Below are 15,542 nucleotides of genomic sequence, written 5' to 3' on the forward strand. Positions count from 1 at the left end.
TCAAGACAACTGCTTAATAAAATCATTTAAAAGATTTATTGCTACTTTTTTTCTATAATTCTTATTGGATCTCTGATCATCAATAGGGGTTATTAATTTAGCGTACTCATCTGTTATATCCCCTTTAATTGAATTTATCTCTTCCAAAGTTTTTCCTACAAATCTTTTTTCTAAGTCATCTGACTTAACAATAGTAGCAGCAACCGCTCCAAAGGCTATTCTTATATCCTCTACAACATTAGCTTTAAGTCTTGCAATACCTACGAAGGAGAGCTTTGATATAGCTGTTGCCTTTCTAGTTCCTACTTTTTTATAATAGAATTTATTAAAGTTTTCTAGAGGAATTTTTATCTCAGTTACAATTTCATTTTTATTTAGTATATGCCTTCCAGGCCCCGTAATAAAATCTTTTATATCTACAATTTTTTCTTCCTTTAAACTCTTTATTACTAATTTTGCATTCAGTGCATATAATAGAGGCAGAGTATCTCCAGCGGGAGATGCATTGCATATATTTCCCACCATGGTTGCTGCATTTCTTATTCCAAGAGAAGCAAAATCCGAGATTACTTCCTTCACATAGTCAGGTATTATGCTATTATCACTTATCTGAGACAATGTACAACCTGCTCCTATATTTATATAATTATCATCCTTATTAATATTTTTAAGTTCCTCTATATTATTTACAAATAGAGTATTCTTATCAAATTTTGGTATAAGACCTGACGGACTCTTTCTTCTTACCATAAGGTCAGTACCTCCAGCAAGAATTATAACTTCATCTTTATCTATTATTTCCAGGGCTTCTTGTAGATTTTCAGGCATATAGGTTACTATTTGTTTTTTATTTATATTATTATCTACCATACACTCTCACCCTTTTTTGCTGCCATTTTAACAGCATCAATTATTTTATCATACCCTGTACATCTACATAAATTACCTGATAATCCTGCCCTTATTTCATCTTCATTAGGATTTTTATTCTTAGTTAATAATGCATAGGATGCCATTATCATACCTGGTGTACAAAAACCACACTGCACTGCTCCTGCTTCATCAAAAGATTCCTTAAGAATATGAAATTCCTTCGTTTCCATAAGACCTTCTATAGTTATAACCTTAGCCCCCTGTATATTTCCTACAGGAACACAACAGGAATTAATTAAATTTCCATTTATTATAACAGAACAAGCTCCACATTCTCCTTGTCCACAGCCTTCTTTAGGAGATATTAGTTTTAAATCTTCTCTCAGTAAATCTAGTAGTCTTCTAAGTGGATTTACTTCTAAATTAATTTCTTTATTATTTAAATTAAATTTAATTTTTTTCTTCATTTGACATCACCTCCATTAGCAATTCTGGTGTTACAGGTATTTCATTAATCGGCTTTCCTATAGCATTTTGCACAGCAACTGCATAGGCTGATGGTGCTCCTATTAATGTAAGTTCACCTGCACTTTTAGCTCCTGAAGGCCCGTTATTGTAAGGACTATTAACTAATTTACTGTGTATTTTAGGGAAATCCATAGCAGTAGGTATAACATAATCTGTATTAGTTCTTTGAACTAGTCTGCCTTCCTTAGATCTCATTACTTCCATGCTGGCATATCCAAGTCCTTGAGCTACTCCACCTTCTATTTGTCCTTCTATTATTCTTTCGTCAATTGCTCTGCCAATATCATAAACTGTCCAAACGCCCTTCACATCCACTTCATAAGTTACTGGATCAAATTCTACTTCTACCACATTTGCCCCCCAGGAATAAGTGTTGTAAGCATCTCCAATAAAGTTTTCTGCATCCCATTTGAATCCTGTTGGATGTACATATCTCTTCATTACTTCCATTTCCTCATTTGGTTTCCAGTTTTCTTTCATGTCACGAGCAGCATTTTCAATAATTTTTCCAACTACCATAGTAGTTCTAGAAGCTACAGTAGGTCCTGAATTGGGGACTCTATCCGTATCTGGATTTACAAATATAATATCTTCTAGTGGTATCTCTAAAGTGTGAGCTGCAATCTTTCTAAGACTAGTACTAACACCCTGTCCCATCTCCACATTGGATATGAGTATTTCTACCTTATTATTAGTATATTTCTTTAATTTTACCTTAGCTTTTATAATGTCTCTTTCTCCATCACCAGTAAATCCACCACCATGGAAAAATATAGACATTCCTATGCCCCTAAGTGTATTTTTATACGCCTTACGTTTATTACTATAATCAGACATATTTTCTATGGTATCAATAATATCCGGAAGCAATATATCTTCTCTAAATAGTCCTCCAGTTGAAGACAAGTCTCCTTTTTTAATTAAGTTCTTCTTCTTGAAGTCAAGCACATTTATATTAAGCTTTTCAGCAATATATTCCATATTCAGTTCCAATGCAAGAAAGGATTGTGGTGCCCCAAAGCCCCTATAAGCTCCTGTTACTATATTGTTAGTGGCAAAGGCTCTTCCTCTAACCTTTACATTTTCAATATTGTAAGCTCCTACAGCTGCAAAAATTGCTCTTTGAAGTACTATATTCGATATCCCTGAATAAGCACCTCCATCTAGTTTTACATCTGCCTCTACACCAATTATTTTATAATCACTATCTACATAAGTTTTTAATGTTATATCTGAAGGATGTCTTTTAGTAGTGCACTGTATATCCTCATCTCTATCAAATATAAGCTTAACAGTCTTTTTTGTCTTTAAAGCCGCTGCTGCCACTTGACCACCTAAGATTGAAGGATATTCTTCTTTACCACCAAAACCTCCTCCAGTATTACTTTGAACTATTTGTACTCTATCATATTCAACTCCAAGTGCCTCAACTACTGCATCCTTAACGTAATAAGGACACTGCATTGAACCAATAATCTTAACACGTCCATTTTCATAACAACCTACCATTCCTTGAGGTTCAAGGTATATGTGCTCCTGATATCCTGTTTTGTAATTTCTCTCAAACACATGAGCTGCCTTGTCTCTAATACTCTCAATATCACCTTTAGCATATTTATAATCCACAAAGCAGTTGTCCTTGCCATATATAGTTTCTGTGCACTTTTCAGCATCTTCCATAGTAAAAATGCCGGGAAGTTCCTCATAATTTACCTTTATATTAGAAGTTATCTCTTCAACATTCTCCTTGTCAGGCCCTACCACAAGAAGAATTGGCTCTCCTATATAATTTACAGTATCCTCTGCGAAGAAAGGCTGATCATAAAAAATTATTCTTACTTTATTTCTTCCTGGTACATCATCTTTATCTACAATAAAATACCCCTCAGGCATTTCAGGCAATTCTATGGAAAGCAATTTAGCCCTTGCCTTTTCTGACCTCAATGTCTTTGCATATAATGCATCTTTAAAATCTATATCAGCTAGATACTCTGTAGTTCCGCATATTTTTCCATCTACATCTATTCTCTTTACGGGTTTACTAATGTCTTTGATAAACATAGTTTTTCCCCCTTTCTAAATTTAATGTTAATTAGTCATATTCAAATAAATAACTAGTCAGTATGCTAGCCTATTTTGAATCCTACTGCGTCAACAGAACCCTTAGATAGCTTACTATCTTCGGAACCTATTTCCTTGCAGGATTCAAAATATCCGTCGCATCTTTGACTTACTATTTATTTTCATATGCCTTATACAATTTTAATAATTCTTTATAATCATTTATAGTATCTATATCCTGTAAAATTCCTCTATCTAAAACCTCTACAATACTAAATCCCTTACTAACAGTAAACTCTTTTAAATTACTGTATTGGTCATCATTCAAAATTTCTCTTGCTACCTCAGTATTTATCAATATAGGATGACCCTTTCTTCCTTGAAAGGTTGGAACAACGATATCCTTATCTGCAGTTAGAAGAGACTCGTAAGTTTCACCCTTCACCGCTGGATAATCTCCTGGAGTTAAAAAGAACTTATCCCCTTTAAGTTTTTCAATCCCAACCTTCACAGAACTAAACATGCCATCCTTAAAATCCTCATTAAAAACTACCTCCACATCTCTATAATCCTTTAATATTTCCTCTATTATTTCTATCCTGTAACCACCCACTACATAAACTTTAGAACAATAACGTTTCATAACTCCAACACATCTCTCAATTACGGTCCTACCATTAAAGTCCAAACCCATCTTAAAAGTACCCGCTCTTGATGAAAAACCTGCTGCCAGAACAATTCCCTCTATCTTCATAATTCTTCACCAACCCTTTCACTTAACAAATCTCTCCATCATAAAACCATTTTCCATATATAATCTTTAAAATAAGGTTCATCAGTATGATATATGAAATTCAGCCATATTGAGCGAATATGTAAAAATCTTACCTTCACGGCTTTAGAGTCCGTTAAGTGACTTTTACTGTCTGAATGCAATGAGTTTAAAAGGCTTAGGTTTTTTTCAAAATTACATGCTAGATTTTCTTTCGAAAGGAGAGCACGTAAAATACAAACATGTAATCCTGCTTTGAGCATTATTTTAAAACCTTCCCCAATAATTACACTATACTTACATTTAAAGCTTTATAGCGCCTACTGGACATCGAGTTGTGCAAAGTCCACAGCCAAAACACTTGGAATTATCCACAGCTGCCTTTTTATTATCCACAATTATAGCCTGATATACACAACTTTCTTCACATTTCCCACAGCCAATACACTTATCCTCAATTACCTCTGGATAAACAGTATCATACTGAGGAGCTGTTCTCTCCTTCATCTTATCTATAGTTATGCCTCTTACCTCATCTAGTGACTTGTAACCATGACTATCTAACCAGCTATTGGTTTCCTTAACTATTCTTTTGAAGGCCTTGTTTCCCTCAACTATAGCTTGAGTACAGACCTGAACTGCAGCTGCTCCAGCCATAAGCATTTCAATAACATCTTCACCTTTAGTAACTCCCCCTACTGCAAGTACAGGGATTTTTACTGCCTTGCAAAGTTCATATACATGTCTTAAAGCTATTGGTTTTATAGCTGCTCCAGACATCCAGCCATAACCCGCTTCACTTCCCATATTAGGAAGTCCTGTTTCTATGTCTATAGAAAAGCATGGCCCTACAGAGTTAATGGCAACTAATCCATCTGCGCCGGCAGCTTCCAGTGCCTTTCCAAATTCGCCTATATCCGCAATTCCCGGACTTACCTTCATAAATACTGGCTTTTTGGTATGAGCCTTTGCAGCTTTTAAAGTATTTAGTACAGGAGTTATATCTCTTCCTACATAATGACTTGATATTTCATAAGCATCTGCAAATTTATCCACTCTAGGAATTAAATTTGCTATTTGTTCTGGTGTATATCCCATTCCCACAATTAGAGGTACACCACAAGTTTTAGCCTTTTCATATTCCTTCTCAATCCAGTGCTCAGGGCTAAGCTCTGACCAAAGCTCTGTATTTAAGAATCTAGTCTTATAATCAGCCATGCAAGGTTTAGGTATATGCGCTGCCTCTGTGGATATAGTTTTACTTACTACTCCACCTGCTCCGTTTTTTACACAATCTATAATCATTTCTGCGTTTCTTGAAGGTGGCCCTGCCGCAACCATAACAGGATTTTCAAATTCCATATCACCTATTTTTACTTTTAAATCTGCCATATATGTGTTTCCTCCTCATTGATAAATTTACTACGCATTGTTTCTAAACGAATTATTAGTTATCAGCTAGTCTATTCCATAGATTCTTAGAAACTTCTCTGGACTTTTTCATAACCGTTTCTTCATCTATATTTACAAGCTTTCTATCCTGCATAACTATTTTTCCATTTATTATAGTGCTGATCACATTGTTGCTGTTCATTCCAAAGATAAGATGTCCTCCTGCATTTGAACTATTAAAAGGAGTTGGACTATTATAATCCACTACTATTAAATCTGCAAAGGCTCCTTCTTCCACTACTCCAGCAGGTTTTCCAAATAACCTTTTGACTATCTCACCATTGTTATTAATAGCTATTTTAATAGTTTCTGGTACACTCATAACCCTTGGATCTCCCTTTATAAGTTTATGCACCACATAAAGATTGTCTATTTCTCTAAACATATTTCCTGTAAACCCATCTGTCCCAAGTCCTACTAATATATCTTTATCCAGCATATCTAAAATAGGTGGAATCCCTACTGCATTATTCATATTGGATTCTGGATTGTGAACTACTATACTATTTGTTTTCTTTAGTATATCCACATCTTCCTTACCTATATTTACGCCATGCACCGCTATAGTCTTCTCTCCTAAAACCTTCATATTCTCTAATCTTTTTACTACGCTCTTACCGTAGTTATACTGACTAAGTTCTTCATCCATATTTCCTTCAGATACATGGACATGGAAACCGCAGTCAAGCTCATCTCTCATAGATACTGCTTCTTTTAGAGTCTCATCAGATACTGTAAATGAAGCGTGAAGCCCAAAGGAACCTGTTATTAAATCATTCTTATTATCTTTACACTTCTTTATAAAACTATAATTTTCTAAAAGTCCTTCTTTTGCTATGTCCATACCATCTCGTTCAGATACTTCATAGCAATAATTTCCTCTGACTCCTACCTTTGAAAAAGCTTTACTCAGCTTTTCAAGGCTACCTGTGCATGCATAAGGACTAGCATGATGGTCTATTAAAGTAGTAGTACCATTTTTTACTGCATCTATAGCAGAAACCAGTCCACTGTAATATACATCTTCTAAAGTAAGCTTTTTATCCAATCTCCACCAAACTCTTCTTAAAACTTCTATAAAATTTGAAGCTGGTTCTCCATCTAGAATCATCCCTCTAGCTAAGGCACTATATGCATGATAATGGGAACATATAAGTCCCGGCATTACTATTTTACCCTTTGCATCTAAAGAATCTTCTTCCTTGTATTTTATCTCAAGCTTAGAGGATTCCCCTACATCTTTAATAATGTTATCCTTTATATAAACTGCACCATTTTCTATAATTGTATTCTCTACATTAAAGGTTACAATTGTTCCATTTTTTATAAGCATACTAATGTTTCATCCTCTCTGGGAATAGCATTTTATCCGATGACTACCAGCCGTAATACTTCCATCGCACTCTGTGAAAGTGGAAGATAACGGCTGCTACGTCCCCGGATAACAATTTCTAAGTTTCAGATGTCGAAAACAAAAAACTCCACCTGAAACAAAGAACTCTGTTTATCTTCCTTAATAATCTAGGGCATTATGATTTCTAGAAATAACCCTATTTGTACTTCTTTTTATAAATTCGCCATAGCCTTTTTTCCCAATAAACACATTGTCCACTACAATTACTTTTCCTCTTACCATAGTTAAAACAGGATACCCCTTTAGTCTTATACCTTCATAAGGTGTATAATCTACATTTTCATGTAGCATTGCTTTAGATAAAGTAAATTCTTTATTCTTGTCTATAATAACAATATCAGCATCTGAACCCTCTCTTATAACTCCCTTTTTAGGATAGAGTCCAAAGATCTTTGCTGGATTTGTGCTAACTATATCTACAAAATCTCTTATATTTATTTTTCCCTTCATAACTCCTTCTGAAAACATAAGAGGGATTCTTGTTTCTATACCAGGCCCTCCATTAGGGCATTTTGTAAAATCATCTTTTCCCCTCTGTTTATCACCATTAAAGTCAAAGGGACAATGATCTGTTGCCACAACTTGTATATTTTTATTCACTATGTTGTTCCATAGTAAACCTTGATTCTCTTTTTTTCTTAGAGGTGGGCTCATTATATACTTTAAACCTTGAAGATTTTTTTCCCTATATTTATCTTCATCTAGAAATAAATATTGAGGACAAGTTTCTGCCATTACATTTTTGCCCTCCTGCTGAGCCTTTACTATGTGTTCCATACTCTTTTCACAGGATACATGAACAATATATAGTGGTGCATCTCCAGCAACAGTAGCTAAACTAATCATTCTATTTACAGCCTCTGCTTCACTTTCCTCAGGTCTACTTAAGGCATGATATATAGGCTGAGTTTTTCCTTCTTTAACAAATAAATTTCTCAAATAATTTATTACTCCATCATTTTCACAATGTACTGTAGTAATAGCCCCTAATTCCTTTAGTCTAATCAAGACCTTAAGAGCCTCTTCATCACTGACTTTATTATCATAGGTTAGGTATATTTTAAAGCTGGCTATACCCTCTTCCTTAACCATTTCTTCCATTTCATTTAATATATTGTCATCTACATGTTGAATAACTCCATGAAAGCTATAGTCTATAACTGAATTGTTTCTAGCATACCCATGATACACACCTAACTGATGATGCAAATTGCAACCCTTTGGTCCAAATCCCATGTGATCTACAATAGTAGTGGTACCTCCGCAAGCAGCCGCTACAGTTCCAGTATAAAAATCATCTTTAGCCACAATATCTCCCATATGAATATTTAAATGAGTATGAGCATCTATGGCACCTGGTACTACAATTTTATTAGAGGCATCTATAATTTCATCTGCATCCTTGTTTATGTTAATTCCTATTTCACTGATGATTCCATCTTCTATAAATATATCTCCTATAAACTGTTTATCCTCAGCTATTATATTTCCATTTTTTATTAAGGTATTCATAATTACACCCCCTCTACCTATAGCTTATATTAATACAATTCTAATTTATATTTATAATCTATTAACTCTGTACTATTAATTATTCTAAAGTTTTTATTTTAGGCACATTCAAATAATTAGCTAGGCATCAGATAAATTCTATTAAACAAGATTTGATTTAGCTATTGCGTAATAACCTTTAACAGCCTTCAACAATTGCTCTATTTCAATATGCTCATCTATAGTATGAGCTAAGTTTTCCTTTGAAGGTCCAAAGCCTATAGTCTTTATACCAGCTTCTCCTGCATAGTGGCTTCCATTTGTGCAGAAAGAATAATGAGTTATTTCTGGTTTTAGTCCCGCTTCAACTAGACCTTTATAGGACTTCTGTACATATTCATCTTTCTCATCAAGTACCCATCCTGGGAAGAATCTCTCACCTTCAATAAGATTTCCAGTATAACACTTTTCAGTACCCGCAGCAAAACTTACCTTTGCCTTAAAGCTTGAATCCTCCTTTTCTGCTCCACTAATTATATCTAGTATAGGCTTTAATACACTTTCTTTAGTTTCTCCAACTAAAAGTCTTCTATCATAGGTTACTTTGCAGTAATCTGGTACTACAGAAGCTCCTGGATATGGTGAGGATTTAATATCTGTAAGTTCTAAAATTCCATCTCCTAGGAAGTCATCATGTTGCTTACTTATATGTCTAATCTTTTCAATCAATTTATTCATTTCATAAACTGCATTTATACCCTTCTCTGGATTAGCAGAGTGCGCTGGTTTTCCAAAGGTTTCTACTACTACTTCCGCTCTTCCCCTTTGACCTCTTTTAAGATTACAATTTGAAGCCTCGCCTATAACAACATAATCTGGATTGACCTTCTTGCTTATCTTTCTAGAAGCAACTCCCTCAAAGCATTCTTCATGTACAACTCCTGATACATAAATATCTCCTGCAAAATTCTTATTTGTATCCTTTGCAAAATATGATAGAGCACAAATCATTGCGCAGAAAGCACCCTTCATATCAGAAGCACCTCTACCGTATATCTTTTTATCCACTATGTCTCCACCAAAAGGATTCTGAGTCCATTTTGTCTCATCTGGCACTGTTACAGTATCTATATGTGCATCAAACAGTATTTTTTTTCCTGTTTTATTTCCCTTTATATGTCCTATTATGTTTCCATATTCATCAACGAAAAAATCATCATATCCCATAGCTGTAAAAGCTTTTTTTGCTCTTTGAACTACTCCATCTTCTTCACCTGAATAGCTTCTTATACGAAGTAAATCCTGACATAATTCTATTATTTCTGCTTCTCTCTCTTTAGATATCATTTTATATCTCCTCCAAAACACATTCCTATTAGGTTTTCATTATTCAATACAATTAAACTATTTATTTATTTTAAGATGCCTTAATGACTTCTATTATCATATTTCCTTAACTAACATATTTTAAAATTCTATATCCTTATTACCTTTCCCGTCAACTTATCAGACCTCTTACCATTATTTAGTACAACTTCTCCATTTATAATTACAGTTTCAATACCCTCAGAATATTGGTCAGGCTCTATAAATGTAGCTTTATCTATAACCGTAGCAGGATTAAAAATTACTATATCCGCCTTTTTACCCTCTGCTATTTCTCCTCTATCCTTAAATTTAAACACCTGAGCTGGTTTTGAAGTCATCTTATATATTGCTTCTTCTAGTGTAAGTGCCTTTTCTTCTCTTACATATTTACCTAAAACTCTAGGGAAAGTTCCATATACTCTAGGATGCGGCTTACCTCCAAGCAATCCATCAGTGCACACATTTTGTTCTTCTCGTTTCATGAATTTAACAACATGTTCCTCTTTACCATAATAATCATACATACCCACTGCATTTCCCTCTTCATAGAGAAGATCGAAGGTAGCATTATAAGCATCTTTTCCTCTTAGTCTTCCTATCTCAGCTAGATTTTTACCTATACAATCTTTATTTTTATCCGTTTTAACACTGGTTACATATATATTATCAACACCTGCAAAATCTATGAAATTATCCCATCCAGGTATTCCATTTTCTATATCATAAATCATCTTTTTTCTTAATTCTTTATCTTGCAGTCTCTTTAGAAGTTTATCCGTACCACCATCATGTACCCAAGGAGGTAATATTACTCCAAGCATAGTGCTTCCTGCTACGTAAGGATATTGATCTAGAGACACCTTTATGCCCTCTGCCTTTGCTTCATCTAAAAGTTTAATCATTTCATCTATCTTATCCCAATTCTTCTTTCCACAAACCTTAAAATGAGAAAAATGAATTTTCACACCACTTTCTCTTCCTATTCTTATTATTTCCTTCATAGAATCAACTATAGTATCTGCTTCACTTCTCTGATGAACTACAAAAACTTTGTCATACTTTGCCACTACTTTACACAGTTCAATCACTTCTTCAGTATCACCGTAGGCACAAGGCATATATATAAGTCCAGAGGATAATCCTGCTGCTCCAGCCTTTAACTCTCTTTCTGTTACCGCCTTCATTTTTTCTATTTCTTCTTCATTTGGTTCTTTATTATCAAGCCCTAAAACTTCCATTCTTATGTTTCCATGAGGAACAAGATATGCCATATTGGGACCGGTACCTGACTTCTCTAATAAATTAAGATATCCTTCAGTGTTTTCCCACTGCCAAGAAAGCTTGTCACTATCTCCATCAAGTCCTGCTAGATTTTTTCTCCAAGGACTTATATATTTCTTCGGAAGTGGTGCCATAGAAATACCATCCTGCCCTAATACTTCTGTAGTTATTCCCTGCCTAACCTTTGGCTCTATATATCCATCCACCAATACTTGTAGATCTGAATGACTATGAGTATCTATGAATCCAGGGCAAACTACATTTCCCTTAGCATCTATTACTTCATCAGCTTCTCTTTTATCTATACTACCTATTTTTTTAATATTTTCATTTTCTATTAAAATATCACCTTTAAATCTTTTTTTACCAGTTCCATCTATTATTAATCCATTCTTTATAAGAACTTTACTCATATAATCACCCGCTTTATATATATTATGTAGCAAAGTTTATGCCAATTTTAAAAAACAGGTTATTTTTATCATTTTATTAAATTTATATTCATTTATGTAGCAGTTTGTTATTAAATTAAATATATTTTGTATTTATAATTATGATAATTATTATCATTTTGATAATAAATTGTTAGTTTTTCTTATTATCTTTCATATACAGTATGGCTTCAATCACTGCTCCACCAATGTTTCTAGCCTTATCTGAAATAGTAAAACAATTTTTCCTTTCTGATAATCTTGGATCAATATCAGCAATTTTAAGTCCCTTGAATACTTTTGTATTATTTCTTATTATCCCTCTTAAAACTCCGTCTATAGTGGCTTTTAGCGCCACATCATCTACATAGGCAAGAACATCTTGTTTTTTTACTAAATCCCCGATTTCTTTTATATTATTGATAATTCCATCATAGTGACTGTATATTACTCTTTCTTTGGAATAACCTGCAATTACACCAGGCACCCCTGTATCTTCTGCTGCTCTTCCATTAAATATCAATCTTCCCAAATTATGTCCTCTATTGGTTTCTATAACTATATTAACGTCCTTTCCAGCTTCAAAACCAGGACCTAATGCAATAGTAAAAGGGGCCATATTCATATTAGTGCCAAGGTTTCTCTTAGCTAGTATAGCATCTACCACAATCTCCGGTTTTAGCATATCTATATATTTACCCTTTGGGTCTATAACTACAGGAATATTATATTCTTTCCAAGCTTCAAATATCTCCTCTTCCTTGTTTACTTTAACCGCTGTTATATCTTCTATAATAACTCTATTCTCATATACAGCTTCACCAAAACATACCTTTCTTCTAATGGAACTAGGCTTCTCTATTTCCAAAACTAAAACCCTAAAACCACTTCTGTACAATTTTTGTATGCTTCCTGATGCGATATCTCCGCCACCTCTTACAATAACAATTTCACTAAACAAAATTCATCATCCTCTTCAATTATTTTAGGATTATATTTATCTTAAAGCAATAACCTCACCAATTTTATTTATCCGCATCTAAATTGTATCCTAATTTTAGATTATAATAATCCTCTAAAGTATCTATATCTATAAGTACTTCTCCCTTGCTTACTTCTGCAAATACTATATCTTCTTTATGATTATTTATAACCTGTTTTCCTCCAGTATCTCCTTGAAGTTCTTTTAGTTCTTGAAGAAACTTAAATGGGAATACTACAGGACTACCCTTTCTCTCATGAAATTTTGGAATAATTATACTTCTTGAATTTTCTTGAAATGTATCCAATATAAGATTAATAGTTTCACTGTCTAATAAAGGCTGATCTACAGTGAAAAACATATATCCGTCACTAATAGGTGCATTATCTATCCCAAGCTTTATGGATTCACTTTGCCCTTTATTAGAATTCTTATTTTTTACACCTTTAAATCCTAAATTTTTAGCTAATATAAGTACAGGCTCCTGTCTTGCTACAATTATTCGGCTAAAAAAATTGCAATTCTGAACTATCTCCATAGTATGTTGAATAAAAGTTTTACCTTTATAAGTAAGTAAAAGTTTATTTTCTCCCATTCTTCTGGCATAACCGGAAGCCATAATTATAGCAGTTATATTCATATAAATTCGCCTCTGTTTTTTTATAATTTATTATATATAGCTATCTATTATTTATTATGTTTATATTACTATACATTAAAATATCATACAGAATTTAATACTAACTATCATTTAACCATTAATTGATAATAACTTAATGAGATAAATAGATATAGTCTTATAATAATCTTATCTTTATTATCTATTTTACAATAAAAATCTAATTAATATAGAAAAAAGCCTATCTATTTTTCCATAAAAAATTCCTTATAAAATAAAAATGGGTTACAGTTAATTTAACTGTAACCCATTTTTATTTACTTTAATAAATATTAAGCTAATAACATAACAGATGTTGATTTGATTAAAGCTGTTATTTCTGAACCCTCTTTAATTCCAAGATCTTCAATTGATTCAAGAGAAACTATTGAAGTAACCTTGTTACCTCCGCCAATGTTTACAACTACTTCTGCAGTTATTACACCTTTCTTTATTGCCTCAACTGTACCTTTTAATTGATTTCTTCCGCTTATTTTCATAATTGTTTCCTCCTATTTTTTCTTTATTTTTATTTTTGTATATTTTTATCCCTATTTGTCAATATGTTTGTTTTGTCTATCTAAGTATCATTATACACAAAAATCATTTAAAATCAAATCATTACTCAAATACCACAATATGTATTATTATCTAGTTCTATTCACTTATATATTATATTTATATTCACATTTTAGACAATATATATCATTTTTAATTAAAACATAATAATACTAACTTTCTTTATTTGCTTATATTATGTTTAGCTTATAAAAAATTTCTTAAATATTTAAGAAAATAAAGTAAAAAATAATTATAATATGTTGATATATAAAGATTCTAATTTACACAAAAGTCTATTTCTAACTTGTTTTATTTATCAATATCAACCTTATGAATATTATTATTTACATTTTTATAAGATATTATGTTCATAAATTCCTATAAATCATATTAAAAATTTTAACACTTCCATTTTTTCCAATTTATAAATTAAATTTTATATAATAACTACATTTAACTTTTTTGTATTTAGTGTATACTTTATGTATAGTATTTTACATTTATATAACTATAATGGGAATACTTATTTATGGAAGGGGATGTTATGATGACAAACAAAAAGGTAGTTGCAATTACAGGTGCTGCACAGGGGATAGGCAAAGGAATAGCTAAGAGATTAGCTGAAGATGGCTTTGCTATTGTTTTAGGAGATCTAAATGAAAAAGTTTTAAAAGAGACTGTTGATGAATTTAAGAGTCTAGGCTTTACTGTTTCCTACTCCGTATCAGATGTAACTAAACCAGAAGCTCAAAAAGCTCTAGTTGCAAAGGCTGTTGATGAATTTGGAAGTTTGGATGTATTTATTAATAATGCCGGTGTAGAATTTGTTGGTCCAGTATCAGAGATTTCTCCAGAAAACTTAGAGTTTGTATATAAAATTAATGTTTTCGGAACTGTTTATGGTATTCAAGCCGCAGCTGAACAAATGAAAAAACAAAAAAGTGGAAAAATTATTAATGCTTGTAGTATTGCCGGACATCAAAGCTTTCCAATGATGGGTTTATACTCTGCAACAAAATTCAGTGTTCGTGCTTTTACCCAAGCAGCAGCTAAAGAATTAGCAAAAGATAATATTACAGTTAATGCTTATTGTCCTGGTATTGTTGCAACCGATATGTGGACACGTATTGATGAAGCTGTAATAAAACACGAAGGCGGAAATAAAGGTAATGCATTTAAAAAGGCTGTTGAAGGTATTGCACTAGGTAGAAGCGAAGAACCTGTAGACATTGCTAATTTAGTATCATACTTAGCTTCATCAGATTCAAATTACATGACAGGACAAGCCATTTGTATAGATGGCGGAATTGTTTTTAACTAAATAAAAGTTCTGATGATATATTTTCTAAATAAATTGTAGATATATTTCTAATACTCACATATATAACTTATAAAAGTAAAGGAACTTCTAATTGGCTCCTTTACTTTTAATACTCTAAATTATAATTTTCTTATTGAATACCAAGTGAACTTATTTTTGTTAATAACTTGTTAATAATACATTATTATTTAAATTTATGTTTGTACAATTTTCCAAATAGTTATATTATAAATATAAATCTATAATTTGGAGGAATGTTATATATTATGAATAATTTATCATTTATTAAACAATATCTAAAAAATCCTAAAACTATAGGTGCAATAATGCCTAGTTCTATACTACGTGT

The 15,542-nt window shown here is 32.5% G+C and carries 13 protein-coding genes; 1 reads left to right on the plus strand and 12 read right to left on the minus strand.

The window, feature by feature from the left end; all coding sequences use genetic code 11:
• From RH99_RS09420 to RH99_RS09480, 12 genes are all read right to left on the minus strand, one after another.
• A complete protein-coding gene (locus RH99_RS09420) occupies positions 1 to 870 on the minus strand; it encodes an FAD binding domain-containing protein (RefSeq protein ID WP_010236987.1) in 870 nt (289 codons plus the stop codon).
• Complete coding sequence (locus RH99_RS09425) at positions 864 to 1,340, minus strand: (2Fe-2S)-binding protein (RefSeq protein WP_010236989.1); 477 nt, start codon at positions 1,338 to 1,340, stop codon at positions 864 to 866. Before RH99_RS09425 ends, RH99_RS09420 begins: the two co-directional genes overlap by 7 nt.
• Positions 1,324 to 3,462, minus strand: a complete 2,139-nt coding sequence (locus tag RH99_RS09430) for a xanthine dehydrogenase family protein molybdopterin-binding subunit (RefSeq protein WP_010236991.1) — start codon at positions 3,460 to 3,462, stop codon at positions 1,324 to 1,326. The genes RH99_RS09425 and RH99_RS09430 overlap by 17 nt, the downstream gene beginning before the upstream one ends.
• A gap of 172 nt (positions 3,463 to 3,634) precedes the next feature.
• A complete protein-coding gene (locus RH99_RS09435) occupies positions 3,635 to 4,216 on the minus strand; it encodes a nucleotidyltransferase family protein (RefSeq protein WP_010236993.1) in 582 nt (193 codons plus the stop codon).
• Between the two features lie 321 nt (positions 4,217 to 4,537).
• Entirely contained in the window at positions 4,538 to 5,626 is a 1,089-nt protein-coding gene (locus RH99_RS09445; protein WP_010236997.1) for a 4Fe-4S binding protein, read from the minus strand.
• A gap of 55 nt (positions 5,627 to 5,681) precedes the next feature.
• A complete protein-coding gene (ssnA, locus tag RH99_RS09450; protein ID WP_010236999.1) occupies positions 5,682 to 7,019 on the minus strand; it encodes a putative aminohydrolase SsnA in 1,338 nt (445 codons plus the stop codon).
• Between the two features lie 180 nt (positions 7,020 to 7,199).
• Complete coding sequence (gene hydA, locus RH99_RS09455; RefSeq protein WP_010237003.1) at positions 7,200 to 8,612, minus strand: dihydropyrimidinase; 1,413 nt, start codon at positions 8,610 to 8,612, stop codon at positions 7,200 to 7,202.
• Positions 8,613 to 8,753: 141 nt separating this feature from the next.
• Positions 8,754 to 9,938 (minus strand): YgeY family selenium metabolism-linked hydrolase, encoded by a 1,185-nt coding sequence (locus RH99_RS09460; protein ID WP_010237006.1) that lies wholly within the window; start codon positions 9,936 to 9,938, stop codon positions 8,754 to 8,756.
• A 128-nt stretch (positions 9,939 to 10,066) separates the two neighbouring features.
• A complete protein-coding gene (locus RH99_RS09465) occupies positions 10,067 to 11,653 on the minus strand; it encodes an N-acyl-D-amino-acid deacylase family protein (protein WP_010237009.1) in 1,587 nt (528 codons plus the stop codon).
• A 172-nt stretch (positions 11,654 to 11,825) separates the two neighbouring features.
• Positions 11,826 to 12,632 carry a selenium-dependent molybdenum cofactor biosynthesis protein YqeB gene (gene yqeB / locus RH99_RS09470; RefSeq protein ID WP_010237013.1) on the minus strand — a complete coding sequence of 269 codons (807 nt, stop codon included), beginning with the start codon at positions 12,630 to 12,632 and terminating at the stop codon, positions 11,826 to 11,828.
• A gap of 64 nt (positions 12,633 to 12,696) precedes the next feature.
• Entirely contained in the window at positions 12,697 to 13,293 is a 597-nt protein-coding gene (gene mocA, locus RH99_RS09475) for a molybdenum cofactor cytidylyltransferase (protein WP_010237017.1), read from the minus strand.
• Between the two features lie 311 nt (positions 13,294 to 13,604).
• Positions 13,605 to 13,811: a TOBE domain-containing protein gene (locus RH99_RS09480; RefSeq protein ID WP_010237019.1), complete on the minus strand. Its 207-nt coding sequence runs from the start codon at positions 13,809 to 13,811 to the stop codon at positions 13,605 to 13,607.
• 605 nt (positions 13,812 to 14,416) lie between these two features.
• Here RH99_RS09480 and RH99_RS09485 point away from each other — a divergent pair.
• Positions 14,417 to 15,193, plus strand: coding sequence for an acetoin reductase (locus tag RH99_RS09485; RefSeq protein WP_243441480.1), 777 nt, complete (start codon positions 14,417 to 14,419; stop codon positions 15,191 to 15,193).
• The last annotated feature ends 349 nt before the right edge of the window (positions 15,194 to 15,542 follow it).

This window comes from Clostridium arbusti SL206, from assembly GCF_000246895.1.
Taxonomy (GTDB): Bacteria; Bacillota; Clostridia; order Clostridiales; family Clostridiaceae; genus Clostridium_I; species Clostridium_I arbusti.

Excerpts from the sequence above, each read along its gene's own strand:
- RH99_RS09420 (WP_010236987.1), bottom strand. The coding sequence starts at position 870 with ATGGTAGATAATAATATAAATAAAAAACAAATAGTAACCTATATGCCT.
- RH99_RS09425 (WP_010236989.1), bottom strand. The coding sequence starts at position 1,340 with ATGAAGAAAAAAATTAAATTTAATTTAAATAATAAAGAAATTAATTTA.
- RH99_RS09430 (WP_010236991.1), bottom strand. The coding sequence starts at position 3,462 with ATGTTTATCAAAGACATTAGTAAACCCGTAAAGAGAATAGATGTAGAT.
- RH99_RS09435 (WP_010236993.1), bottom strand. The coding sequence starts at position 4,216 with ATGAAGATAGAGGGAATTGTTCTGGCAGCAGGTTTTTCATCAAGAGCG.
- RH99_RS09445 (WP_010236997.1), bottom strand. The coding sequence starts at position 5,626 with ATGGCAGATTTAAAAGTAAAAATAGGTGATATGGAATTTGAAAATCCT.
- ssnA (WP_010236999.1), bottom strand. The coding sequence starts at position 7,019 with ATGCTTATAAAAAATGGAACAATTGTAACCTTTAATGTAGAGAATACA.
- hydA (WP_010237003.1), bottom strand. The coding sequence starts at position 8,612 with ATGAATACCTTAATAAAAAATGGAAATATAATAGCTGAGGATAAACAG.
- RH99_RS09460 (WP_010237006.1), bottom strand. The coding sequence starts at position 9,938 with ATGATATCTAAAGAGAGAGAAGCAGAAATAATAGAATTATGTCAGGAT.
- RH99_RS09465 (WP_010237009.1), bottom strand. The coding sequence starts at position 11,653 with ATGAGTAAAGTTCTTATAAAGAATGGATTAATAATAGATGGAACTGGT.
- mocA (WP_010237017.1), bottom strand. The coding sequence starts at position 13,293 with ATGAATATAACTGCTATAATTATGGCTTCCGGTTATGCCAGAAGAATG.
- RH99_RS09480 (WP_010237019.1), bottom strand. The coding sequence starts at position 13,811 with ATGAAAATAAGCGGAAGAAATCAATTAAAAGGTACAGTTGAGGCAATA.
- RH99_RS09485 (WP_243441480.1), top strand. The coding sequence starts at position 14,417 with ATGATGACAAACAAAAAGGTAGTTGCAATTACAGGTGCTGCACAGGGG.